We start from the raw sequence: 24,136 nt of genomic DNA, 5'->3' as shown, positions 1-24,136 counted from the left end.
GGCGGCGAAGCGGCGTGAAAGGCAAAGGACGGAGACAATGACCATCAATCTGCAAAAGCCGGACATCACCGAGCTCAAGCCGCGGATCACCGTGTTCGGTGTCGGCGGCGGCGGCGGCAATGCCGTCAACAACATGATCACCGCGGGCTTGCGCGGTGTCGAGTTCGTCGTGGCCAACACCGACGCACAGGCGCTGACCATGTCCAAGGCGGAGCGGTTGATCCAGCTCGGCGCGCATGTCACCGAAGGTCTGGGCGCGGGATCGCAGCCGGAAGTCGGCCGCGCGGCGGCGGAAGAATGCATCGACGAGATCATCGATCATCTGTCGAACACCCATATGTGCTTCGTCACCGCCGGCATGGGCGGCGGCACCGGCACGGGAGCGGCTCCGGTTGTCGCGCGTGCCGCCCGTGAAAAGGGCATCCTCACGGTCGGCGTCGTCACCAAGCCGTTCCATTTCGAAGGCCAGCGCCGCATGAAGACGGCGGATTTCGGCATCGAGGAGCTGCAGAAATGCGTCGACACCCTGATCGTCATCCCCAACCAGAACCTGTTCCGGCTGGCCAATGACAAGACGACCTTCGCCGATGCCTTCGCCATGGCCGACCAGGTGCTCTATTCCGGTGTCGCCTGCATCACCGACCTGATGGTCAAGGAAGGTCTGATCAATCTCGACTTCGCCGACGTCCGCTCGGTGATGCGCGAGATGGGCAAGGCGATGATGGGAACGGGCGAGGCTTCCGGCGAAGGACGCGCCATGGCCGCCGCCGAGGCCGCGATCGCCAACCCGCTGCTCGACGAGACCTCGATGAAGGGTGCCAAGGGCCTGCTGATCTCGATCACCGGCGGTCGCGACCTCACCCTGTTCGAAGTCGACGAGGCGGCCACCCGCATCCGCGAGGAAGTCGACCAGGACGCCAACATCATCCTGGGTGCGACGTTCGACGAGGATCTCGAAGGCGTCATCCGCGTCTCGGTGGTCGCCACCGGCATCGACAAGTCGGCGGCTGAAATCGCCGCCGCGCCGATCGCCATCCGCGCGGCGCCGCCAAAGCCGGTTAACCGCCCGGCGGTCCCGGTTACGGAAAGCCGTCCGGCGCCCGTCCAGCCCGTCTATGAGCCACGCGCGGCCGACCCGGTTGCCGAGGCGATCCAGCTTGCCGAGGCGAATGCGGCGGCGATGGCACGCCCCGCACCGGTTGCCCAAGCGGACGACTTCCGCCCGCAGAACAAGATCTTCCAGGCGCCGCCCCCCCAGCCGCAGCCGATGCTGCAGCCGGTGGTTCAGCAGGCGATGCCGCAGCGTGAAGTGCTTCAGCCGGTGGCCGCGGCACCCCAGCGCATGCCGCGCGTGGAGGATTTCCCGCCTGTGGTGAAGGCCGAGGTGGAAGCCAAAAGCCGTCCGGCCGATCATCATGAGAACAGCGGGCCGATGGGACTGATCAAGCGCCTGACAAGCGGCCTGACCCGCCGCGAAGAGGAGCCGGCACGGTTGCAGCCGGCACAGCCGCGGGAACCGAAACTGCGCCAGGCGGCCCCCGAGGTGCGCCGCCTCGCCAGCCAGGATCCGCAGCTTTACGCGCCACGCCGCGGCCAGTTGGACGATCAGGGCCGGCTGACGCCGCAGGCCAGGACCATGCAGGAAGACGATCAGTTGGAGATTCCGGCGTTCCTGCGCCGTCAGGCCAACTGACCTGTTAACAGCCTGTAACAATCGTTAACAGGCAAGCAAGAGATTGTTTGCCTGTTAACTTAGAAAACCTTTGCAAAACAGCATCTTAGGATATTCTGCTTACTTCTGGCCGCGGTTACAAAGAGTAAGAAACCGTGATTTGGAGTCTCCCTGCCGGATCACTATCTTCCCGCGACAAACGTCGGTTTGCCGGGATTCGGGGAGTTGGCCCTGCCTGCCGATCAATCAAGTGCCGGGCCCTTGGGGCCGACAAAGCGGACTTGGGCAGCATGGGCTATGGGGTTTGTCTTGCAGGACTACCAGACGACACTTAAATCGCGTGCGACGCTGACGGGCACCGGTGTTCACAGCGGCAAACCGGTTACCGTTCATTTTCTGCCGGCGGATGCCGATACGGGCGTGGTGTTCCAGCTTTCGAATGGAAGCGAGAGCCGCGAGTTTCGTGCGCTGGTCGCCGAGGTCGGCGCCACCGACCTTTGCACCATGCTCGGCGATCCCGAAGGCGAGCACATCGCCACCGTCGAACATCTGATGGCCACTGTCTTCGGTCTTGGCATCGACAACATCGTCATCGAAATCGACGGCCGCGAGGTTCCGATCCTAGACGGTAGCGCCATGCCGTTTGTCGAGGCCGTGGACCAGGTCGGCATCGACACGCTGCCGGTCAAGCGCCGGTACATCCGGGTGGTCAAGCCGGTTCGCATCGAGAACGGCGCGTCCTGGGCGGAATTCAGGCCTTATGACGGCACGCGCTTCGAAATCGAGATCGATTTCGAAAGCCCGGCGATCGGCCGCCAGCTCTTCGCGTCCGACATCAACCCCGATATTTTCCGCCGCGACGTCGCGCGGGCCCGCACCTTTGGTTTCATGAAGGATGTGGAGCGGCTGTGGGCCGCCGGCTATGCGCTCGGCTCGTCGCTGGAGAACTCGCTGGTGATCGGCGACGACAACCGCGTGATCAATATGGGCGGTCTGCGCTATCCTAACGAGTTCGCCCGCCACAAGACGCTGGACGCCATGGGCGATCTGGCGCTGGCCGGCGCCCGGTTCATCGGCTGCTTCCGTTCGTATCGCGGCGGCCACAGGCTGAACGCGGCGGCGCTGCGCCGCCTGTTGTCGGACCGTTCGGCCTTCGAGATCGTCGAGACGACGCGCCGCGAGCGCGGCCGCGCCGCCGAGATGAGCGCGGTCTACGCGCCCGTCTACGCCCCTTGGATGATCTGATTTTTAACGTTTTCCAGGCCTTATGAGGATCGGTCTGTGTTGCATGAATGCACCACAGGCCGCTGAAAAGGCATAGGCGTGCAGACGACGCCGAACCGCCACAAAAATGTGCGATTGGCCGGCGATAGCGTTGCCGGGCAAGGCGGTTATGGTTTATGGCTGCTGCCGACAACTGGTGCATGTCGCTCAAAAGTGGGTGCCGGTTGGGGGCAACGACATGCAAAGTGCATCAAAATAACGCCGAAAGGGCGCAATCCAATCATGGTCTTCAAGCGAGTTGGTCAATCGAAAACGCCACAACGGGCTGTTTTCCTGGCGCTTTCGGTGGTTGTTCCATCGCTCTTCCTTGCGGCCTGCATGTCATCCGAGAAGGATGTCGACCTGTCGACCTATGTCGACCAGACCGAACCGGCCGACGTTCTTTACAACCAAGGCCTCGCCAATCTGAACGCCGGTCGTCTGGACGAGGCGAGCAAGAAGTTCGATGCGGTCGACCGCCAGCACCCCTATTCGGAATTCGCCCGCAAATCGATGGTGATGGGCGCCTTCGCCGACTATCGCAAGGGAAGCTATGACGAGGCGATCGGTTCGGCCAAGCGTTATCTCACCCTCTATCCGTCGACGGACGACGCCGCTTATGCCCAATACATCATCGGGCTCAGCTACTACCGGCAGATCAAGGACGTCACCCAGGACCAGAAGGAAGCGCGTCAGACCGTGCAGACCATGCAGGATCTGGTGACGCGCTGGCCCGATTCGGAATATGTCGACGACGCCAAGGAAAAGATCCGCTTTGCTAACGATCAGCTCGCCGGCAAGGAGATGCAGATCGGCCGCTACTATCTCGAGCGGCGCGAATATATCGCGGCCGTCAAGCGGTTCCGCACTGTGGTGGAAAACTACTCCAACACGCGCCATGTCGAGGAAGCGCTCGCGCGCCTGACCGAGAGTTACTATGCGATGGGTCTGACATCGGAAGCGCAGACCGCGGCGGCCGTGCTCGGCACCAATTACCCAGACAGCCAGTGGTACAAGGATTCCTACAAGCTCCTGCAAAGCAATGGGCTTGCGCCGCGCGAGAATGCCGGGTCGTGGATATCCAATGCCGGGAAGCTGATCACCGGCGCCTGATGCAGGCGTAGCGATGCTTTCCAGATTGTCGATCCGCGATATCGTTCTGATCGAGAAGCTGGACATCGACTTCTCGTCCGGCCTTTCGGTGCTGACCGGCGAAACCGGAGCTGGCAAATCCATCCTGCTCGACGCGCTGTCGCTGGCGCTTGGCGCCAGGGGCGATGCCTCGCTGGTGCGCCATGGCACAGCGCAAGGCCAGGTCATTGCCGTGTTCGATGTGCCGCGCAACCATCCTGCCCGGATGCTGCTTGCCGACAACGCCATCGAGGATGACGGCGACATCATTCTGCGCCGCGTGCAGACAGCGGACGGCCGCACCCGCGTCTTCGTCAACGACCAGCCATCCAGCGTGACGCTGATGCGCGATGTCGGCCACGCCCTGGTCGAGATCCATGGCCAGCACGACGAGCGCGCCCTGGTCGACCCAGGCGCGCATCGCGAATTGCTGGACAGTTTTGGCGGTCATCTCGGCACTGTCCGTGCGACAGGCGAGGCGTGGCGCTATTGGCGCAGCTGCGAACAGGACTTGGCCAGGCACCGCGCCAAGGTTGAGGCGGCGGCGCGCGAGGCCGACTATCTCAGAGCCGCGGTCGCCGAATTGACGAAGCTCGATCCCCAACCCGGCGAGGAGACCGAGCTGGCGGAACTGCGCGCCACGATGATGCGGGCGGAGAAGATCGCCTCGGAAATCCATGACGCGCAGGATGTGCTCTCCGGACCGTCCTCGCCCTTGCCGCAACTCGCCAGCCTGCTCCGGCGCCTGCAGCGCAAGGTGAGCGAAGCGCCGGGCCTGCTCGACGACGTGGTCAAGTCGCTCGACGAGGCGATGCTGTCGCTCGACGCGGCGCAGTCCGGTGTCGAAGCCGCGCTTCGCGCCGCCGAATACGATCCGCAGCGATTGGAGAAGGCGGAGGAGCGGCTGTTTTCGCTGCGCGCCGCCTCGCGCAAGCACAGTGTGGCGGTCGACGACCTGGCGCAGTTGCGCGACACGATGGCCGCCGATCTTGCCGACCTCGATGCCGGCGAGGAGCGCCTGCACGGGCTGGAAAAGCAGGCCGCGGCGGCGCGCGAGGCCTACGATATTTCGGCGGCGCAGCTGTCGTCTCTTCGCCATGCCGCGGCTGTCGGGGTGACCAAGGCCGTCATGGCCGAACTGCCGGCGCTGAAGCTCGAACGGGCCGAATTCATCGTCGAAATGACGAGCGCGGTCGAGAGCCGGATGGAAGAGGGCATCGACCAGGTCGAGTTCTGGGTGCGCACCAATCCCGGCACCCGGCCAGGGCCGATGATGAAGGTCGCTTCCGGTGGTGAGCTGTCGCGCTTCCTGCTGGCGCTGAAAGTGGCGCTGGCCGACCGCGGCTCGGCGCCGACCCTGGTCTTCGACGAGATCGACACCGGGGTTGGCGGCGCAGTGGCGGATGCCATCGGCCAGCGGCTGGCGCGGCTGTCGAAGCGCGTGCAGGTGCTGTCGGTGACGCATGCGCCGCAGGTCGCGGCGCGCGCGGCGACGCATTTCCTGATCTCCAAATCCGGCGGCGCCGACAGGGTTGCAACCGGCATCGCCGAGATGGACCGGGCGGCGCGCCAGGAAGAGATCGCGCGCATGCTGGCCGGAGCGACCATCACCGACGAAGCCCGTGCCGCGGCCGAGCGGCTGCTGCGCGAGAATACTGCGGCGGCTTAAGCCACGCACGCCATCTGATGCGCTTTAAGTTCTTGTTTTTATGCATGTCGTTATCGCAAAACCGCTGCACACTTTTGCGCGACATGCATATGAGCCCGGCCTTTGGACAGAGTCAGGATATGGCTCCATCCCGCTGTTCAGGAATGATTTTCCGAAGTCTGGTCTCTCCCTTATGGGAGAATCCTGTTCTATTGTGTCGCGCCACGTTCAGGGAAGAAAAGCATGTCCGAAAAACCTGTCGATTCGCTCAGCGAAAGCGAGGCAGCCAGCGAGCTGAAGCGGCTGGCGGAGGAGATCGCCGAGCACGACCGGCGCTACCATACCGAGGACGCGCCTGTTATCTCGGACGCGGAATATGACGCGCTGACGCGGCGCAACCTCGCCATTGAACAACGCTTTCCCGATCTGGTCCGTGAAGATTCGCCATCGCGCCGGGTCGGCTCGCCGCCGGCGGAGGGCTTCGCCAAGGTGCGCCATGCGGTGCCGATGCTCAGCCTCGCCAAGGCCTATACCGACCAGGACGTCGCCGATTTCATCGAACGCGGCCGGCGGTTCTTCGATCGCGACAAGGATCTCGACATCGCCTTCACCGCCGAGCCGAAGATCGACGGGCTGTCGGCTTCGCTGCGCTATGAAGGCGGCGTGTTCGTGCAGGGCGCAACGCGCGGCGACGGCACGGTCGGCGAGGACATCACCGCCAATCTCAGGACGATCGCCGACATTCCCAAGCGCCTGAAAGGCTCGGGCTGGCCCGATGTCATCGAGATACGTGGCGAGGTCTACATGACCTATGCGGAATTCGAGGCGCTGAAGCAGCGGTCGGCGGCGGCCGGCGGCCAGGACTACGTCAATCCGCGAAACACGGCGGCCGGGTCGCTGCGCCAGAAGGATCCATCCGTCACCGCCAGCCGCAACCTCAGGTTTTTCGCCTATGCCTGGGGCTACACGACGGCGGATCCTGCGCCGACGCAGTACGATTCGGTGCAGAAATTCAAAGAGTGGGGCTTCAAGATCAGCCCGCTGATGGTGCGTGCCAAGTCGGTCGAGGAACTGGTCGCGCACTATCACCTGATCGAGGAGCAGCGCTCGTCGCTGGGCTACGACATCGATGGCGTCGTCTACAAGGTCGACCAGCTGGAACTGCAGCGCCGATGGGGTTTCGTCACCGGCGAACCACGCTGGGCCGTCGCCCACAAATTTCCGGCCGAGCAGGCGATGACGACCGTGCAGAGGATCGACATCCAGGTCGGCCGCACCGGCACGCTGGCGCCGGTTGCAAGGCTTGCGCCGGTCACGGTCGGCGGCGTCGTGGTCGAAAACGTCACGCTTCACAATGAAGACTACATCAAGGGTCTGGACAGCACCGGCCAACCGATCCGCGATGGCATCGATGTACGCATCGGCGACACAGTGGTGATCCAGCGGGCAGGGGACGTCATTCCGCAGATCGTCAGCGTCGTCATCGACAAGCGGCCGGCCGACGCCGTGCCGTACGAATTTCCGCATATCTGTCCGATTTGCGGCTCGCCGGCGACGCGCGAGATCAACGAGAAGACCGGCAAGGAAGATTCCCGCCGCCGTTGCACCGGCGAACTGATCTGCCCCGCGCAGGCCGTGGAAAGCTTGCGCCACTTCGTGTCACGCGGCGCCCTGGATATCGAAGGCCTCGGCGCCGAAAACATCGACATTTTCTTCAATGCGGGATTGATCAAGACGGCCGCCGATATCTTCACGCTCAGGGATCGGCGCCCTGCGGTGACCAAGGCGCTGGCCGAGCGGCGCGAGGAGCAGGCCAGGCAGCGCGAGGCCGCATCGGGCAAGACCCGCAAGAATGTGCGCAGCGTCGAGGAACGCAATTACGAAGGCCTCGACAAGCTCTTCGCCGCCATCGACTCTCGCAGGGAACCCGAGCTTGACCGCTTCATCTTCGCGCTGGGCATCCGCCATATCGGCGAAACGACGGCAGCCGTGCTTGCCCGGACCTTCTCGACCATCGAGGAGCTGATCCGCATCGGCAAGGAGACGGCAAAGGCGGCCGATCCGCACACTGTTTTCCCCTCGATCAACGGCATTGGCGACACGGTGATCAACGCGCTGCGCGATTTCTTCGGCAACGAGCGCAATGACGATGTGTTGGATGCGCTGCTCGCTCAGGTCCACCCGAAACCATACATCGTGGACATCTCCGCCGACAGCGAGGTCGCCGGCAAGACGATTGTGTTCACCGGTACGCTGGAAAAGATGACGCGCCCGGAAGCCAAGGCGATGGCGGAACGTCTCGGCGCCAAGGTCGCGGGCTCGGTTTCGGCCAAGACCGATCTGGTCGTTGCCGGACCGGGCGCCGGCTCCAAGCTCAAGCTCGCTACCGAACTCGGCATCGAGGTGATCGACGAGGACGCCTGGCTCGCGCGGATCGGCAAGGCGTGATGACCGGCACGTTCAACGGTTTTGGCCAGAAGGCAATCCCATTTCTCAGGGCGCTCGACTTTCACCAGAGCCGGGAGTGGTTTCAGGAGAACCGCGACCTCTACGAGCGCGAACTTTATGAGCCGTTCGGAGATCTGGTCGAAACGCTTTCCGGACGCTTTGCGGCGGCGGGGCTGGGCTTGCGGGGCGATCGCAAGAAATCGCTGTTCCGCATCAACCGCGACGTGCGCTTTGCCAAGGACAAGCGGCCGTACAACAGCCATCTGTCGGCCATCCTGTCGCCGGACGGCACCAAGATGGAGCAAGGCGTGTTCTTCGTTTACATCGGGCTCGACCGTTGTTTTGCCGGCGTTGCCTGGTGGCAGCCTGGCCCGGAGCTGCTCCAGGCCATGCGAAAGGCGATCGCGACGAAGCCGGCGGAATTCCGCGGCCTGATCGGCAGGCTGAAGAAAGCCGGCCTCGAACTCGACACTGAAGGATGCATGAAGCGCGCGCCACGCGGCTTCGAGCATGTCAGCGAAGCCGATCTCGGCCAGGCTATCCGCAACCGGCATTTCGCCGTCCGCCACACGATCGACCCGGCCGGCATCCACACGCCGGCCCTTGTCGACGAGCTCGTCGATTTCACGTCGCGCGCCAGGCCACTGCTCGACTGGGGCAGGGCGATCCAGGGCAAGGTTTCGGTGAGTTAGGGTTTGCCGGTCCGGTCGCAGATGTGGTGTTACATCCGCATCAAGAGACCGCCGTCGACGGGAAGTTCTATCCCAGTGATGTAGCTTGCCGCGTCGGAGAGCAGGAAGAGTGCTGCGTTGGCCATGTCCTGCGGGGTGCCGATCCGGCCGAGCGGCGCGTAACTGGCGACCGCCGAGCGCTTTTCCTCGGTGTCCCAGCGCGCCTGCAGCGGTGTCAGCGCCATGCCCGGACAGATAGCGTTCGACCGGATGCGGTCGCCGGCAAGCTGCATGGCCAGCGATTTGGAGAGCGCGCAGACGCCCGCCTTCGATGCCTGGTAGGCGTCCTGTGGGTTCGCGTCGCCACGATACCACTGAATGGTCGAGAAATGGACCATGGCCCCGCCGCGCCCGCCGGAGCGCATGTGGGGAACGACCGATCGTGCCGTGTGCACGAAGGATTTCAGGTTGATGTTGAAGACCTGGTCCCAGACGTCGAGATCCATGTCGAGGGCCGATCTGTCGCGGCCGAACCACAGCACGCCGGCGACATTGGCGAGATAGTCGATGCCGCCGCGCTCGCGGCCCGCCGTGCCGATGACCTGTTCGACAAAGGCGGCGTCGGTGAGATCGCCTTGCGCGAAGTTGAGCCTGTCGTCATAGGATGCGAAGGACGCCGGACGAGCCTTCACGTCGATAGCGGTCACGGAGGCTCCCGCTTCGAGCAGCGCAAGCGTGATCGCTTCGCCCATGCCGCCACCGGCGCCAGCGACAACCGCGTGCCTGCCGGTGAAATCATAAACGATCATCTGCTTTCCCTCATGTGCTCCGCCCAACGCGATCGCCGGACAATAGGGGCGGATAAAAATTCCATCAAGCGGTATTAGAAAAAAAATTGCCAAAATGGAAAATCGCGATATCGTGCCCAGATGACTTCCCAGTTCGAACGGATTTCACGACCATGAATTTGCATCCCGACGCGCGGACCTTCTCCGTGACCTCTCCCGTCGATGGCTCGACCTATGTGACGCGAGGCTATGCCGATGGAGCGGCAATCGAGGCCGCGCTGGCGCGAGCCCGGGCGGCATTGCCGTCCTGGCGGCGGACGCCGCTGGCCGAGCGCCTGGCGATCCTGCTGCGCTTCGGCGAGGAGATGAAATCCCGAGCCGCTCCGCTCGCCGAGATGGTCGCATGGCAGATAGGCCGACCGCTGTGGCAGGCGGATGAGACGCCGCGTCTGGCGCTGATCGGCCAGCTGCTTTCCGACATAGCTCCGCAAACGCTGGCAGACGTGCCTTATCCCTCCGACGAGACCATCCGCCGTTACGCGCGGCCGGTGGCGGGCGGCCTGCATCTGTCGATCTGCGCCTGGAATTATCCGACCGCCATGCTGGGCTATCTGGTGACGTCGCCGCTTGCGGCCGGCAATGTCGTGATCTTCAAGCATTCACCGCAGACACCGCTGATCGCGGAGGTGGCCGAGGAGGCTTTCCGCGCCGCCGGCGGTCCCGAAGGCGTGTTCCAGAGCCTGCATCTCGATCACGCGGACGCGGAGCGGCTCATTGCATCGGGCACCTTCAATGCGGTGAACTTCATCGGCTCGGTCAATGGCGGCCGGCGCGTCCATGCAGCCGCCGCCGGCACTTTCACCCAGGTGCATCTCGAGCTCGGCGGCAAGGACCCGAACTATGTCCGCGCCGATGCCGACCTCGATGCGGCGATACCGCTGATCGCCGAAGGCACATACTCCAATGCCGGCCAGTCCTGCTGCTCGGTCGAGCGCATCTATGTCGACCAGGCGATCCATGACCGCTTCGTCGACGCTCTTGTCGCCGAGACGGCGAAATGGACCATCGGCCATCCGATCGGCGAGAAGCCGATGGTCGGCCCGGTGGTGCGGGCGAGCGCCGCCGACACGATCCGCGATCTCACCGAAAGCGCGGTGCGGGCAGGGGCGCGGCGGCTGATGCCGCAGGATGGCGCCCTCAAGGCCGCGGGGCTTGGCGCCGCCTATGTCGCACCGGAAGTCCTGGTCGGGGTCGACCACGGCATGCAGATCATGCGCGACGAGCTGTTCGGGCCGGTGGCTTGCATCCAGCCGGTCAGCAGCGACGACGAGGCGCTTCGGTTGATGAACGACAGCGATTTCGGCCTGAGCGCCTCGATCTGGACGCAGGACGTCGATCGCGGCGTGGCGCTGCTCGACGAGGTCGAAGCCGGCACCGTCTATCTCAACCGCTGCGACCACGCCGACCTGCATCTGCCCTGGGGCGGCATCAAGAATTCGGGCCTCGGCCGCACCAATGGCCGCGCCGGCCTGACAGAAGCGACGGCGGCGAAGGCCTATCACGTCCGCTCCGTCATCGGTTGAACTGGAGGTCGTGCGGTGAACGCTGCGAGCCTTGCAGGGCTTGACGATGCGACCGTCGAGGTGCTGGCCGCGGCCAGTGTCGAGCGGCTGTTGCCCGATGCGGCGAGCCCCTATCTGCTGATCGCCGAACATGCCGGCAATCTGGTGCCGGCGCCATGGCATGATCTTGGCTTGGCGGTGCCCTATCTCGGCACGCATTTCGCCGTCGACATCGGCATCGACGCCTTGACGCGCCGGCTGTCGCGGACGTTGCGGGCACCGGCCGTGGTCGCGCATTATTCGCGGCTGTTCCTCGACTACAACCGACCGGCGGGCGAGTGGGACTTCATGCGGCCCGATCTCGGCGGCATTCCGGTGCCAGGCAACCTCGCGGTCGAAGCCGCTGACGCCAGGCTGCGCAAGCGCATCGCCTGGGCCCCCGTCGAACAGGCGATCGCCGAGACCGCGGCAGGCAGGCAGGCGCTCGTCTCGATACACTCCTTCACCCCGGTGATGGGCGGCGTCAGGCGCGACGTCGACATCGGCGTGCTGTGGCGCGAGCCCTCGGCCTTCGTCACCTCGGTGCTCAAAACCATCGGCGCGCATGGCGCCGAAGCAGGCTTGAGGATCGGCGACAACGCGCCCTATGACTGGCGTCAGGCGGTTGGCTACACGCTGAACCGGCACGGGCTCGAGCAGGGCAGGCCCTGCCTCTATCTCGAGGTCCGCAACGACCTGCTTTCCGATCCCGAAACTTTCGAACTCATCAGCCAGACCCTGGAGGCAAGCTTTGCCACTGTCGCGATGTCACTATGGCCGAAATCAGCCGTAGCCGTCTAAAGGCTGGACGCCTTCCGGCCGCGCCGCTAGAGCTTGTCGAATTGGAAACACGACAGCCAAGGGCGTGGGCGATGCAGGGCAATGTGGGCAGCAAGATCAGGGATGCGCGCAAGGAGCAGAACATCACGCTGCGCGACCTCAGCGAGCGCTCCGGCCTTTCGGTCTCGCAACTGTCGAAGCTCGAGAACGGCAAGGCGCGCCTGACTGTCGACGTGGCGCTGATGATCGCCGGCGTGCTGCATGTGCCGGTGGCTTCCTTCCTGTTCAGCCCGAAGCCGGGCATGCAGGCGCGCCGCTCGATCACACGCGCCGGCAGCGGCATCCTGCATCAGGGCAACGCCATGGAATTCGAGGTGTTGTGCAGCGATTTTCGCGACAAGACCAACATTTTCTGGCGGGTTACGCTGCGGGCAAGGAGCTTTGAGGAGAATGGCGGCTGGCGCAGCCATTCGGGCGAGGAGTTCATCCATGTGCTCAGCGGCAGCCTGGAACTGCATACGGTCCACTACGACCCGACGGTGCTGCAACCGGGCGACAGCATCCTGTTCGACGGCGAAATGCGGCACGCCTATATCGCGCTCGGCGACGAGCCCGTGGTCATGCTGATGTCGAACACGGTTCCGCGTGACGGGCTGCCGGCCGGTGCCGGGGTCTGATCCCGATCGGTTGGATTTCAGGCCGGAATTAGGCTCTCACAAGAATATTTTCTAAAATGGAAAAAAATACTTGTTATGGAAAAGTCAGGGGTCTAGCATCCTGATGACCGGCTGACAGGAGAAAAAGCCATCGGCCGGGATGGGAGATGTGACCGATGCTGTCGGTTGAGGCAGTCAGCAAGACTTTTGGCGGCGTGCAGGCCTTGCGCAGTGCTTCGCTGTCTTGCGCGGCCGGCGAAATCCTCGGCTTGATCGGCCCCAACGGCGCGGGAAAATCCACCCTGGTCAACGCGATCGCCGGTGTGCTCAAGCCGGATGCCGGCAGCGTGAAGCTGGCAGGCAATGAAATCACCGGCCACGGCCCCGAGCATTGCGCGCGGGCCGGGGTCGGCCGCACCTTCCAGACCATCCGGCTGTTCAGGGATTTGACCGTCCGGCAGAATGTCGAGGTCGCCCACATCACCTGCCGCTCGGTCCGCCCCGATGTGGCGGCCCGCATCGGCGTCGACCGGCTGCTTGCTCAATATCAGCTGGACGGCTTCGCCGATGTTCCGGCCGGGACATTGTCCTATGGCAGCCAGCGCCGGCTCGAAATCGCCCGTGCGCTGGCGCTCGGTCCGCTGCTGCTTCTGCTCGACGAGCCCGCGGCCGGGCTCAATGAGGATGAATCCGAGACGCTGGCGGTGGCGATCGAGGGTATTCGCAGGGATGTCGGCTGCGCGACCATCGTCATCGATCACGATCTGCGTTTCATCAACCGGCTGTGCGACCGGCTCTGCGTCATGGACCAGGGCCAGGTGATCGCATCCGGGCAGACCGAAGAGGTGTGGCGCGATCCGCGCGTCATCGAGGTTTATGTCGGGCAGTCCGAGACGTCGTGACGGCGCCTGGGAATTACAACAACAAGGAAGAAGGAGGGGTTCAATGGACAGGATGATCTTGGGAGCCGCGATTGCCGCGGCGGGGCTCTTGCAGGTGGCGCATGCCGGCGCAGCCGATCTGAAGATCGGGCTCGCCGTGGCGATGACCGGTACCTATGCGCCCTACAGCGAGGCAGAGGGCGCGCGCTGCATGGCCGACAAATTGAACAAGGCGGCTGGCGCCGGCGATCCCAAGATCGAACTGATGATCGAGGACAATCGTTCCGATCCGCAGCTTTCGGTTTCGCTCGGCCAGAAGTTCCTCGATGCCGGTGCCCAGGTCATCACCGGCGTGCCGTTCCCGGATGCGCTGATCCCGACCGCCCAGATCGCGGAGCCCTATGGCGCCACCGTGTTTTCGGCGCCGAACACCCAGATCGAGATGCAGCAGGCCGGCCTCGACAATTTCATCGCCGGCGCCGTGCCCGATCCGATCAATGCGGCAGCCACGGCCGATGCGCTCTATGGCAAGGGTGCGCGTACCGTGGCGCTGCTGGTCTCGCCGGATGCCGGATCCTATTCGGAGAAGCTGCCGGAATGGTTCGGCGAGGTGTTCGAGCATCTCGGCGGCAAGGTCGTCTCCAAGCTCAACTATTCCTGGGGCACCACCGACTGGTCGCCGCAGATCGCCAGCATCAAGGCACTGCCTGAAAAGCCGGACGCCATCCATGTCTGCGGCGTGCTGCCCGATGTCGGCATCCTCATTCGCCAGCTGCGCGCCAATGGCTATGACGGCTGGGTTGCCGGTTGCGATGCCTTCGACGATAAGTCGCTGGAAGGAACCGTCGGCGATCCGGCGTCACTGGAAAAGGTGATGTTCGCCACCCATGGCGCGACCGGCGTCGACAGCCCGATCGACCACTTCCTGGCGCAGTGCAAGGCCGATGGCTACAAGATCAACGGCATCTTCGACGCACTCGGCGCGGATATGGTGCAGATCAGCTATGAGGCGGCGAAGAAGTCCGGCACTGTCGAGCCTGCGGCCTTGCGCGAAGCGATTCGTGCGCCCGGCGGCTATCCCGGCACGACAGCGCCGATCATCTCCTTCGCCGAAAAGAAGGGCTATCCGGTCAAGGCCGTGCCGGTGATGGGATTCTCCGGCGGCAAGCGCGTGCTCATCACCGACGCGCAGCCGACCTTCGTCCCTGCCTTGAAGTGATTGGCAAAGCTGTTTCGATGAATGATCGGGCGATAACTCCAGTGCGGGCCGGTTCGTGCTGAAGGTCGAGAATCTGAGCGTGCGCTATGGCGCGGTTGCCGCCGTGCGCGACCTATCGCTGTCGGTGGGGCAGGGCGAACTTGTCGCGCTGCTTGGCCCGAACGGCGCCGGCAAGAGCTCGACCATCAATGCGCTGACGGGCCTTGTCGCACCGTCGGCCGGCCGTATCGTGCTCGATGGTCAGGACATATCGCGTGTTCGAACCGAGGACCGCATTCGCGCCGGCCTGACATCGACGCCGGAAGGCAGGCACATCTTCGCCAATTTGACGGTCGGCGAGAACCTGCGGCTGGGCGCGGCGACGCGGCGCGACGCCCGTGGCGTGCGCCAGGACATGGAGCGCTTCCTGGCTCTGTTCCCGGTCCTCTCCGAGCGATACGCGCAAGCAGCCGGTACGCTTTCTGGTGGCGAGCAGCAGATGCTGGCCATTGCGCGATCGCTGATGTCGCGGCCCAAGCTTCTGCTTCTCGACGAACCCTCGCTGGGGCTGGCGCCGAAGATCGTCGTGCGGATCTTCGATTTCATCGGCCAACTCAAGGCCGAGGGGCTGACGCTGCTGGTGGTCGAGCAGAACGCCAGGCAGGCGCTGCGCTTTGCCGACCGGGTCTATGTCATGAGTTCCGGCGCGCTTCGCTTCGACGGGCCGCCGTCCGGGCTTGCCGACGAACATGGCCTCCTCAATCTCTATATCGGCGGGTAGGCGCGGCATGGACTACGCACTGCAGCAACTTCTGAACGCGCTGGCCTTCGGCGCGGAATATTCGCTGGTCGCGCTTGGCCTGGCGGTGGTGTTCTCGATCATGGGGCTGGTCAACTTCGCCCATGGCGAGATCATCGGCGTTTCGGCCTACAGCGTGTTCCTGGCGGCAGCACTAGGGCTGACGTCGCCAATCGTCGCGGTTCTGCTTGCCATCGCGGCGGCGGCGCTGGCGGCGGTCGCCTTCGAGCGCGTGGCGTTCCGGCCGGTGCGCTATGCGCCGACGACGACGGGATTGCTGACGGCCTTCGGCGTCAGCATCGTCGTGCAGAACCTGTTCATGCTGCTGATCTCGCCGAAGCCGCAATCGGTCTCGATCCTCAATGGCCTGAACCAGATGTGGTTCTTCGGGCCGTTCGCGGTGTCGTCGCTTCAAGTCATGGAATTGATCGTCTCCGGCCTGACCATCCTGGCCCTGGTGCTGTTCCTCAACCGTTCAACGCTCGGCCTGGCCATCCGCGCGGCCTCACGTGATTTCGCCACCGTTCGTCTGATGGGCATCAGGGCCAACCGGGTGATTGCCACCGCCTTTGCCATTTCGGGCGCGTTGGCCGGCATCGCGGCCGTCTTCATCATGGCGCGGCGCGGCAGCGTCTCACCCGATCTCGGCTTCAGCCTGGTGCTGAAAGCTTTTGTCGCTTGCGTCATCGGCGGTTTCGGCTCGCTCCCCGGGGCGGCGGTCGGCGGCATGCTGCTCGGCTTCATCGAAGTCGGCCTGCTCGTCGCCTTGCCGCAGGAATATGGGGGCTTCAAGGACGCGCTTACCTACGTGATCATCGTCGCGCTCCTCGTCTACCGACCGGAAGGCCTGCTTGGCCAACGGGTGGAACTCGGCGACAAGGAGATCTGAGGTGGCGAGAACTGATGTCGCGAGAGCAGAGATGTCGCAGGCGATCGAAGATACCACAAGGCCCAACGGGGCGCTGGCGCGCTCGCTGGTCGGCGGGCTGGTGACGTCGTTGCCTGTGCTGGTGGGCGGGCTGCTGATCCTGAACTTCGCGCCGACCTACTACACGTTCCTGGCGCTCGGCGCCTTCGTCAACCTGATCGTCGTCGTCGGCCTGCAAGTGTTCATGGGCAACAGCAACATCGCCAATCTCGGCCACAGCGCCTTTGTCGGGCTTGGCGCCTATGGCGTGGCCATACTGTCGACGCCGCTGGCAATGAAGAAGCTTTCTATCCCCAATGCCCCGTTCGGGTTCGCGACGCTTGAGCTCGACCCCGTCTCGTCGGCGCTGCTTGCGCTGCTTGCCGTCGGCATTCTGGCCCTGGTCAGCGGCAAGGTCATCAGCCGCCTCTCGGGCGTCGCCGCAACGATCGTCAGCCTGGCGCTGCTGATCATCGTCCATTCGGTCTTTCTCAATTGGACCGATCTGTTCAAGGGCAACCAGGCCTTCTTCGGCATCCCGAAGGTCGTCGGCCTGCCCTGGATGATGGCGATGTCGGTCGTGGTGATCGTGCTGGCACGGCTGTTCAAGGACAGCCACTGGGGCCTGCAGCTGAGGGCGAGCGCCCAGAGCCCGCAAGCCGCCGCCGCGCTCGGCATCGATGCCCGACGGCTGCGTCTCGTGTCATGGGTGCTGTCGGCGCTGATCTGCGGCCTGGCTGGCATTCTCTATGCCTATTTCGCCGGCACGATCAGTCCGAAGCTGTTCTACTTCCAGATGATCTTCAACACGTTGGCGATGCTGATCCTCGGCGGCATGGCGACGGTCACGGGCGCGGTGACCGGCGTCATCGTGCTTTCGGTCGGGCTCGAATTCATCCGCAGCATCGAATCGGGCGTCACGATCGCCGGCATCCAGTTGCCGCAATTGCTCGGCCTGTCGGGCGTGGCGCTTGGCGTGGTTATCGTGCTTTGCATGGCCTTCCGGCCAAGCGGCATCAGCGGCCGCTACGAACTGGACGAGTTGCTGTCGCGATTTTTCAGGCGCGCAAAATAGCGAAGCCTGGTGTTTCTTGGTGGAGGTTTGAAAGTGGAATTTGAGGACAGGGTCGCGGCGTATGCGCCCGAGCTTAAGGCGTTGCAGAGCAAGCTGGCAGCCGACGGCGTCGAATTCATCGAGATCCATACGGTCGACACGTCAGGCGCCTTCCGCTCGAAGATCGCGCCGCTCAAATTGTCGAGCCATGGCGAGTCGATCAACGCCATCCTCTATTGTGTTACCCATGGCGACGGCCAGCCGATGGGTGATGTCGCCTTCGCCTCGGCAAGCGCCAACGAAGAGAACGGCTTTCCCAACATCAAGGGCATCATCGACCCGGTGACCGTCGTCCAGCATGGCTGGAAGCCGAAATTCGCCTCGGCCATCACCCGCTCCTACATGCTCGACGGCGCGGTCTGCCCGTTCGATCCGCGCGGCGTTCTGGCCAAGGTCGAGGAGCGGGCCAATGCGCTTGGCTACGAAGCGCGCTTCGCGCTCGAATATGAGTTCGGCATTTTTCACGCCGACCATGATTTGATGCGCGCCGGCCGCTATCGCGAATTGAAGCCCTGGGGCCATTCGTTGATCAACTATGATCTGGTGCGCAGCGGCGAGTACCAGGATTTCGCCGCCGAATTCATCACTCGCATGAAGAGCATCGGCATCGGTGTGGCCTCGCTGGTGACCGAATACGGTTTTGGCATGTATGAATACGCGCTGACCCCAAAAACAGCGCTGCAGGCGGCCGACGACGCCATGCGCGCCAAGCTGCATCTGCGCGAACTCTGCGCCGAACGCGGGCTTGTCGCGACCTTCATGACGCGGTTCCAACCGCCCGGCAAGGAAAGCGCCTGCGGCGCGCATCATCATGTCAGCCTGTGGCGCGACGGCAAGCCGGCTTTCGCCGCCGGGCCGGGTCGGCTGACGCCGGTCGCCGAGAAATTCCTCGCCGGCGTGCTCAACCGGATGCAGGAAACGCACCTGCTGTTCCGGCCGACGGTCAATTCCTATCGCCGCTTCGATCGTGGCGCTTGGTCGCCGGAAGACGTTGCCTGGGGTTTCGAGAACCGCACCGCGCCGATCCGCGCCATCACCACGCCCAATGATGATGCCTGCCGGCTGGAGCATCGCGCGCCTGGAGCCGACATCAACCCGTATCTGTCGATCGCGGCGATTCTGGCGGCCGGCTGCGAGGGGATCGAGAAGAAGCTTTCGCTCGAGGCACCGGTGACATCGAACCTCGCCAATCTCGACAAGCCGAAATTGCCGCGCACGCTCAATGCCTCGATCGAGGCTTTCGCAACGTCCGATTTCTGCGCCGAGGCCTTCGGCGAGGTGTTTCGCGACAATTACGCCGAGAGCCGGCGCGCCGAACAGGCTGCCTTCGACGCCTGGCAGGCGTCGCACATCACCGACTTCGAATGGCAGCGCTATTTCGTCAGCTGAGCGAGCGAACTTGCCGGCACTCTGTGCCTGGCGCGGCGGCGGCGATCATTTCGGCTGATCGTTTGGCTCAAGCGAATTGGTGTGACAAGGCCGGCGGCGCTCCCTACATCAGGCTCTTTGATCAGGGAGCGGTGGATGTCAGCGCAAGCGATCTCCGAAAACGGCGCCAGAAGCGATTTCTGGCAGGGCGTGCGGCTTTCGATGCCTGTCGTGGTGGCATCGGCGCCGTTCGCGCTGCTGTTCGGTGCGATCGCCGTCGACAACGGCTTTTCGGTGCTTGAAGCCTTCCTGATGAGCGCCCTGGTCTTCGGCGGCGCCAGCCAGATGGTCGGCATCGAATTGTTCGGCCAGCATGTCGCGCCATGGCTGATCGTGCTGTCGATCTTCGCCGTGAATTTCCGCCACGTACTCTATTCCGCGGGCATCGGCCGGCGCATCGCGCACTGGCCGCTGTTCCAGCAGGCGCTCGGCTATTTCATCCTCACCGATCCGCAGTTCGCGGTGGCCGAGCGCAAGGCGGAAGCCGGCGAAACCGTCGGCTTCGCCTGGTATCTCGGCCTGGGGTTGCCGGTCTATGTGTTCTGGGTGGTCGAAAGCGCGTTGGGTGCGGTGTTCGGCAAGCTGATCCCGGACACCCATGCGCTGGGCATCGATTTCCTGCTGCCGATCTATTTCCTCGGCCTGGTCATGGGTTTTCGCAAGCGGCCGCTGTGGCTGCCGGTGGTCATGGCAAGTGCTGCCGCCTCCATCATCGCCTACAAGACGGTCGGATCGCCATGGCACGTCTCCATCGGCGCGATTGCCGGCGTGCTGCTTGCCGTCATCCTGCCACCCCACCATAGCGGCGTCGAGGCGCGGCCATGAGCACGACCTTGTGGATCATCATCGCCGGCGCGGTCGCGACCTATCTCACCCGCATTGGCGGGTACCTGGTCATCTCGCGCTTCGAAAACATCCATCCGCGGGTCGAAGCCGGGCTGAACGCCGTGCCGGCGGCGGTGCTGACGACGCTGGTGGCACCGGCCGCCCTCACAGCCGGACCGGCGGAATGGGCGGCGCTGATCGTCACCGCGCTGGTGTCGCTGCGCGGCGGGCTGATGGCGATGTTCCTGGCCGGCGCCGCCGTGCTGATCCTGGCGCGGCAGTTCGTCGGGTAAGGTATGTTGATATTCAGGTGATGCCGGCCTGCAAACGGCGGGTTCCTGCGCTTCCGGTGCTCACGTACCAAAAGTACGCTCCGCTCCGGTTCTCGGAACCCACCGTTTTCGACTCGGCCTGACCTGAATCTCAACACACCTTGTGCCTCTTCGAAAATCAGATCTTGGCGTCATGCGGCAGCGGGGCGGTTGCTTTTTCCAGCCAGGCCAGCGTTTCGCCGTCGAGCATCGGTCCGATCTCGGCGAGCACGCGCGCGTGGTATTGATCGAGCCAATGCAGCTCGTCGCGCGTCAACAGATCTGACCGCACCAGCCTGACGTCGATGGGCGCCAGCGTCAGCGTCTCGAAACCGTGCATGGCGATGTCGCCGCCCTCTATCGCCTCGGCCGGGGTCACCAGGACGAGGTTCTCGATGCGGATGCCGTAGGCGCCTTCCTTGTAATAGCCGGGCTCGTTGGACAGGATCATGCCGGCGAGCAGCTTTTCGGTGCCGGTCCTGGCGATGCGTTGCGGGCCTTCATGCACGGCCAGATAGGAGCCGACGCCATGGCCGGTGCCGTGGGCGAAATCGCAGCCATGCCGCCATAGCGCCATCCGCGCCACCGCGTCGATTTCGGAGCCGCGCGTGCCCGGGGGAAAGCGCAACATGGAAATGCCGATCATGCCCTTGAGCACCAGGGTGAAGCGCTCGCGCATTTCCTCGGTCGGCTGGCCGATCGGCACGGTGCGGGTGATGTCGGTGGTGCCGTCCTGGTACTGCCCGCCGGAATCGAGCAGGAACAGTTCGCCGGACTTGAGTTTGCGGTTGGTGGCGCGCGAAACGCGATAGTGCATGATGGCGCCGTTCGGACCGGCGCCCGATATGGTGTCGAAGGACAGGTCGCGCAGCGGCATCTGCGTTTCCTCGCCGGTGCTGCGGCGCCACTCCTCGAGTTTGGTGACGACAGCGATCTCGTCGAGCTTTCCGGGCTTCTGGCGGTCGAGCCAGCAGAGCAGCCTGGCAATGGCGGCGCCATCGCGGCGATGGGCGGCGCGCGCGCCGCTGATCTCGGCCTGGTTCTTAGTGGCGCGTGGAATGCGGGCGGGGTCGGGCGCTGCAATGACGGTGCCGCCATTGTCTTCGACCAGCATGCGGAGTTTTTCGGCCGCCAGCACCGGGTCGAGCGCTATCCTGGCGCCGCCCTTGGCGAGCGCCGCGACAGCCGCTTCGAATTCGCCGGGTTCGTGCAGATCGGCGAGTTGGGTCAGATAAGCGGCCACCGTCCGGGAGAATTTGCGCTGGTCCATGAACAGCTGATGCTTGCCGTCGGCGGCAAGCACGGCGAAGCCGAGCGCCAGCGGCGTATGCGGCACGTCGCCGCCGCGGATGTCGAATGCCCAGGCGATGGACGACGGGTCGGTCAGCACCGCATGGGTGGCGCCGTCCTTGCCGATGGCCGACGCCAGTTGCACCAGCTTGTCCCGGCCCAGTTCGCCGGCAAAGCCGATCGGATGAATTTCGACCGGCGCCAGCGGCGGTTCGGGCTGGTCCTTCCAGATGGCGTCGATCGGATTCTTCTCCAGCGGCACCAATACGACGCCCGATTTCTCGGCCGAGGCTTTCAGCGCCTTGACGTCGCCGATCGTCTGCAGCCACGGATCGAAGCCGAGCCGCAGGCCCTTGCCGAGATTGTCCTTGATCCAGATGGCAGGCGGGTTATCGACCAGGCTCTCGATCGCAAAGATGTCGAGATCGACCTCCTGGCGCACCTGCAGCGTGTAGCGCCCATCGACGAACATGGAGGCGCGCTCGCCAAGCACGATGGCGATTCCGGCCGAGCCGCTGAAACCGGTCAGCCATTTCAGCCGCGCCGAACGGTCGGCGACATATTCGCCCTGATGCTCGTCGGCGCGGGGCACGATGAAACCGTCCAGCCCGTTGGCCGCCAGCCATTGGCGCAGCAGAGCCACACGCGGCTTGCCGACGGCGGGATCGCCAGCGGAATCAAAGGTCTGGAACATGGTGGCCTCTCCTCGGATGCTTGCCGCAACCTAGCGCATGGCTCCGAAAATCGGAATCGACTTTATTGCGTCGCCCACCGGCTTGGCGGGAATCAGGGGGAGGTCGCTTTTTCGCATGGAGGCTATGCGGAATAGGCGATTCCCAGACAGGTCAGCAAAGCTTACCTTTCAACTGTGGAGGAATGTGTCCCTGTTGTCCCGCAAAGGAGACTGTCATGCCCACGATTCCAGCCAGACGCGGATTTTTCAGAAACGCCATGAACGCGCTGATAGAAGCCCGCCAGCGCGAAGCGAACCGATATGTGAGCGGTGTGCTGCTCTACCTCGACGACGAAACGTTGAAGGCGCACGGCTATGATCGCGAAGACCTGAGGAAGGCCGCAAACTCCCCCTACGTCTGAGCGATTTTGCGGGTTGACGCTCACCGCTTGAGATGGATCGTCACCCAGCCCTCGCGGTGCACGGTCCTGACATGGCGGAACTGCTGGCCGACATAGGCCGCAATCACCGCGTCGCGTTGCCGGTCGAGGATGCCTGACAGCACGATCGAGCCGCCGAGCGCGATATGCCCGGCCATTTCGGGCGCCAGCCGCATCAGGGGCCGCGCCAATATGTTGGCGACGATGAGGTCGAAGGGCGCGCGCGCGGCAAAGATCGGATGGTGAAAACCCGGCGCCGTGACCGTTTCGACCAACGCCTTGACGTGGTTGAGACGGGCATTGGCGGCGGCCACCTTGACGGCGACCGGGTCGATGTCGGTGGCCAGCACCGGGATATGCGCAAGCCTGGCCACGGCAATGGCCAGCACGGCGCTGCCGGTGCCGAGGTCGAGCGCATTGCGCGGCTGCTCGCGCCGCACGACCTGTTCCAGCGTTTCGAGGCAGCCGGCGGTGGTGCCGTGATGGCCGGTGCCGAAGGCCAGCCCCGCCTCGATCTCGATGGCGAGTTCACCGCTGCGGCGTTTTTCGCGGTCATGCGCGCCATGGACGAAGAAACGGCCGGCACGCACCGGCTTCAGCCCTTCCAGCGAGCGCGCCACCCAGTCGATATCGGGCAGCGCCTCGCGCACGATCGGCCTCGATAGCGAAAGGTCGGCCAGAATGCCCTTTACCCGCGCTTCCGCCGCGTCGACATCGCCGTCGGCATAGAGCGACACTTCGTGGATGTCACGGTCTTCGTCGACCTCCAGCACGGCAATCGGCAGGCCGTCATCCTCGAAGGCCGCTCCCAGGGCCGCGAAGATACGATCGGCCTCGATCTTGCCGACCGTGAAGTAAAGCCGCGTCTGGGTCATAAGGAATTTCAGCCTTCCGCAGCCAGGCGCTTGAGCTTGGCGATGGCGGTCTCGGCGCTTTCGCCATAGGCGATGGTGCCGGCAAACTCCCCCTTGGCGTTGAGCAGCAGCACCGAGGCGGTGTGGTCCATCGTGTAGTCGCCGTCGCCGGTGTCGACCTTCTTCCAGTAGATGCCGAAGGCCTTGGCCATGGCATGCACCTTGTCCGGATCGCCCGAAATGCCGGTGATGCGGTCGGAAAAATTGCTGACATAGGTGTTCATGATCGCGGGCGTATCGCGCTCGGGATCGACGGAGACGAAATAGGCACGCAGATCCTTGCCGCTGTCGCCCATCGTCTTCAGCCAGCCGGCCAGCTCGAAAAGCGTGGTCGGGCAAACCTCCGGGCAGTGGGTGAAGCCGAAGAAGACGACGCTGGGGTGGCCGCGAAGCGCGGCCTCGGTAATCGGAGCACCCTTCTGGTCGACCAGCGCGAAGGGTGCGCCATAGGGCTCGCCGCCATAGTGGCCGCGGTACCAGTCGAAGGTCAGCCAGCCGATGCCTGCCGCCATCAGGACGAGAATGCCGACCAGAATTGAACGCATCATCTGTTATGTCCGTCGTGATTTTCATCGGGCGCACGGGATCGGCACCATTTGGCGAACACTCTTAACTGTTTGATCCTGCGCACGCAAAGATGTCGCGTTGCCGCAACTGGCGGTCCGCACGCACGATCCAGCTTGCAAAGTGCCGTCCTT

At 64.1% G+C, this 24,136-nt stretch carries 22 protein-coding genes; 18 read left to right on the top strand and 4 right to left on the bottom strand.

Translation table 11 applies throughout. From position 1 onward, the window contains the following. The first annotated feature begins 37 nt into the window (after positions 1-37). The 6 genes from ftsZ to C9427_RS18065 all read left to right on the top strand — a co-directional run bounded on the left by ftsZ (position 38) and on the right by C9427_RS18065 (position 8,854). Positions 38-1,693: a cell division protein FtsZ gene (gene ftsZ, locus C9427_RS18090; protein WP_107650497.1), complete on the top strand. Its 1,656-nt coding sequence runs from the start codon at positions 38-40 to the stop codon at positions 1,691-1,693. A 276-nt stretch (positions 1,694-1,969) separates the two neighbouring features. Further along, complete coding sequence (lpxC, locus tag C9427_RS18085; protein WP_107650496.1) at positions 1,970-2,917, top strand: UDP-3-O-acyl-N-acetylglucosamine deacetylase; 948 nt, start codon at positions 1,970-1,972, stop codon at positions 2,915-2,917. A gap of 261 nt (positions 2,918-3,178) precedes the next feature. Then, positions 3,179-4,048, top strand: coding sequence for an outer membrane protein assembly factor BamD (locus C9427_RS18080; protein ID WP_107650495.1), 870 nt, complete (start codon positions 3,179-3,181; stop codon positions 4,046-4,048). Between the two features lie 13 nt (positions 4,049-4,061). Further along, positions 4,062-5,735 carry a DNA repair protein RecN gene (recN, locus tag C9427_RS18075; RefSeq protein WP_107650494.1) on the top strand — a complete coding sequence of 558 codons (1,674 nt, stop codon included), beginning with the start codon at positions 4,062-4,064 and terminating at the stop codon, positions 5,733-5,735. A gap of 222 nt (positions 5,736-5,957) precedes the next feature. After that, the gene (gene ligA / locus C9427_RS18070) at positions 5,958-8,162 is read left to right on the top strand and encodes an NAD-dependent DNA ligase LigA (RefSeq protein ID WP_107650493.1); all 2,205 of its coding nucleotides are present in this window, start codon (positions 5,958-5,960) and stop codon (positions 8,160-8,162) included. After that, positions 8,162-8,854, top strand: coding sequence for a DUF2461 domain-containing protein (locus tag C9427_RS18065; RefSeq protein ID WP_107650492.1), 693 nt, complete (start codon positions 8,162-8,164; stop codon positions 8,852-8,854). Before ligA ends, C9427_RS18065 begins: the two co-directional genes overlap by 1 nt. Before the next feature lie 29 nt (positions 8,855-8,883). Here the strand turns inward: C9427_RS18065 and C9427_RS18060 are convergent, their stop codons facing one another. After that, positions 8,884-9,642 (bottom strand): SDR family NAD(P)-dependent oxidoreductase, encoded by a 759-nt coding sequence (locus C9427_RS18060; RefSeq protein WP_107650491.1) that lies wholly within the window; start codon positions 9,640-9,642, stop codon positions 8,884-8,886. 152 nt (positions 9,643-9,794) lie between these two features. On the opposite strand from C9427_RS18060, the gene C9427_RS18055 reads away from it, so the two are divergent. From C9427_RS18055 to C9427_RS18005, 11 genes are all read left to right on the top strand, one after another. Further along, positions 9,795-11,204 (top strand): aldehyde dehydrogenase family protein, encoded by a 1,410-nt coding sequence (locus C9427_RS18055; protein ID WP_107650490.1) that lies wholly within the window; start codon positions 9,795-9,797, stop codon positions 11,202-11,204. A 15-nt stretch (positions 11,205-11,219) separates the two neighbouring features. After that, the gene (locus tag C9427_RS18050; RefSeq protein ID WP_107650489.1) at positions 11,220-12,023 is read left to right on the top strand and encodes an N-formylglutamate amidohydrolase; all 804 of its coding nucleotides are present in this window, start codon (positions 11,220-11,222) and stop codon (positions 12,021-12,023) included. Positions 12,024-12,094: 71 nt separating this feature from the next. Then, entirely contained in the window at positions 12,095-12,679 is a 585-nt protein-coding gene (locus C9427_RS18045) for a helix-turn-helix domain-containing protein (RefSeq protein WP_097575411.1), read from the top strand. A gap of 155 nt (positions 12,680-12,834) precedes the next feature. Then, positions 12,835-13,560, top strand: coding sequence for an ABC transporter ATP-binding protein (locus C9427_RS18040; RefSeq protein WP_107650488.1), 726 nt, complete (start codon positions 12,835-12,837; stop codon positions 13,558-13,560). A 43-nt stretch (positions 13,561-13,603) separates the two neighbouring features. Beyond that, a complete protein-coding gene (locus tag C9427_RS18035) occupies positions 13,604-14,758 on the top strand; it encodes an ABC transporter substrate-binding protein (protein ID WP_167434394.1) in 1,155 nt (384 codons plus the stop codon). A gap of 55 nt (positions 14,759-14,813) precedes the next feature. After that, positions 14,814-15,518, top strand: a complete 705-nt coding sequence (locus C9427_RS18030) for an ABC transporter ATP-binding protein (RefSeq protein ID WP_107650486.1) — start codon at positions 14,814-14,816, stop codon at positions 15,516-15,518. Between the two features lie 7 nt (positions 15,519-15,525). Beyond that, the gene (locus tag C9427_RS18025; RefSeq protein WP_107650485.1) at positions 15,526-16,425 is read left to right on the top strand and encodes a branched-chain amino acid ABC transporter permease; all 900 of its coding nucleotides are present in this window, start codon (positions 15,526-15,528) and stop codon (positions 16,423-16,425) included. A gap of 1 nt (position 16,426) precedes the next feature. Next, positions 16,427-17,518, top strand: a complete 1,092-nt coding sequence (locus C9427_RS18020) for a branched-chain amino acid ABC transporter permease (protein WP_245437097.1) — start codon at positions 16,427-16,429, stop codon at positions 17,516-17,518. Between the two features lie 33 nt (positions 17,519-17,551). Then, positions 17,552-18,946, top strand: coding sequence for a glutamine synthetase family protein (locus C9427_RS18015; protein WP_107650483.1), 1,395 nt, complete (start codon positions 17,552-17,554; stop codon positions 18,944-18,946). 135 nt (positions 18,947-19,081) lie between these two features. Further along, positions 19,082-19,810 carry an AzlC family ABC transporter permease gene (locus C9427_RS18010; protein ID WP_107650482.1) on the top strand — a complete coding sequence of 243 codons (729 nt, stop codon included), beginning with the start codon at positions 19,082-19,084 and terminating at the stop codon, positions 19,808-19,810. Next, positions 19,807-20,103, top strand: a complete 297-nt coding sequence (locus C9427_RS18005) for an AzlD family protein (RefSeq protein ID WP_107650481.1) — start codon at positions 19,807-19,809, stop codon at positions 20,101-20,103. The genes C9427_RS18010 and C9427_RS18005 overlap by 4 nt, the downstream gene beginning before the upstream one ends. Before the next feature lie 157 nt (positions 20,104-20,260). Here the strand turns inward: C9427_RS18005 and C9427_RS18000 are convergent, their stop codons facing one another. Then, positions 20,261-22,105 carry an aminopeptidase P family protein gene (locus tag C9427_RS18000; protein ID WP_107650480.1) on the bottom strand — a complete coding sequence of 615 codons (1,845 nt, stop codon included), beginning with the start codon at positions 22,103-22,105 and terminating at the stop codon, positions 20,261-20,263. A gap of 215 nt (positions 22,106-22,320) precedes the next feature. Between C9427_RS18000 and C9427_RS17995 the strand changes: the two genes are divergently transcribed. Next, entirely contained in the window at positions 22,321-22,506 is a 186-nt protein-coding gene (locus C9427_RS17995) for a hypothetical protein (protein WP_097575421.1), read from the top strand. A 20-nt stretch (positions 22,507-22,526) separates the two neighbouring features. On the opposite strand, the gene C9427_RS17990 is transcribed toward C9427_RS17995, so the two are convergent. Both C9427_RS17990 and C9427_RS17985 read right to left on the bottom strand, forming a co-directional pair. Beyond that, positions 22,527-23,399 (bottom strand): 50S ribosomal protein L11 methyltransferase, encoded by an 873-nt coding sequence (locus C9427_RS17990; protein WP_107650479.1) that lies wholly within the window; start codon positions 23,397-23,399, stop codon positions 22,527-22,529. A gap of 8 nt (positions 23,400-23,407) precedes the next feature. Then, positions 23,408-23,986: an SCO family protein gene (locus C9427_RS17985; protein ID WP_107650478.1), complete on the bottom strand. Its 579-nt coding sequence runs from the start codon at positions 23,984-23,986 to the stop codon at positions 23,408-23,410. Positions 23,987-24,136 lie beyond the last annotated feature (150 nt).

This window comes from Mesorhizobium helmanticense (genome assembly GCF_003034915.1).
Classification (GTDB): domain Bacteria; phylum Pseudomonadota; class Alphaproteobacteria; order Rhizobiales; family Rhizobiaceae; genus Mesorhizobium; species Mesorhizobium helmanticense.
Note: the sequence above shows the minus strand (reverse complement) of the source record. Positions and strands in the feature narration are given on the sequence as shown.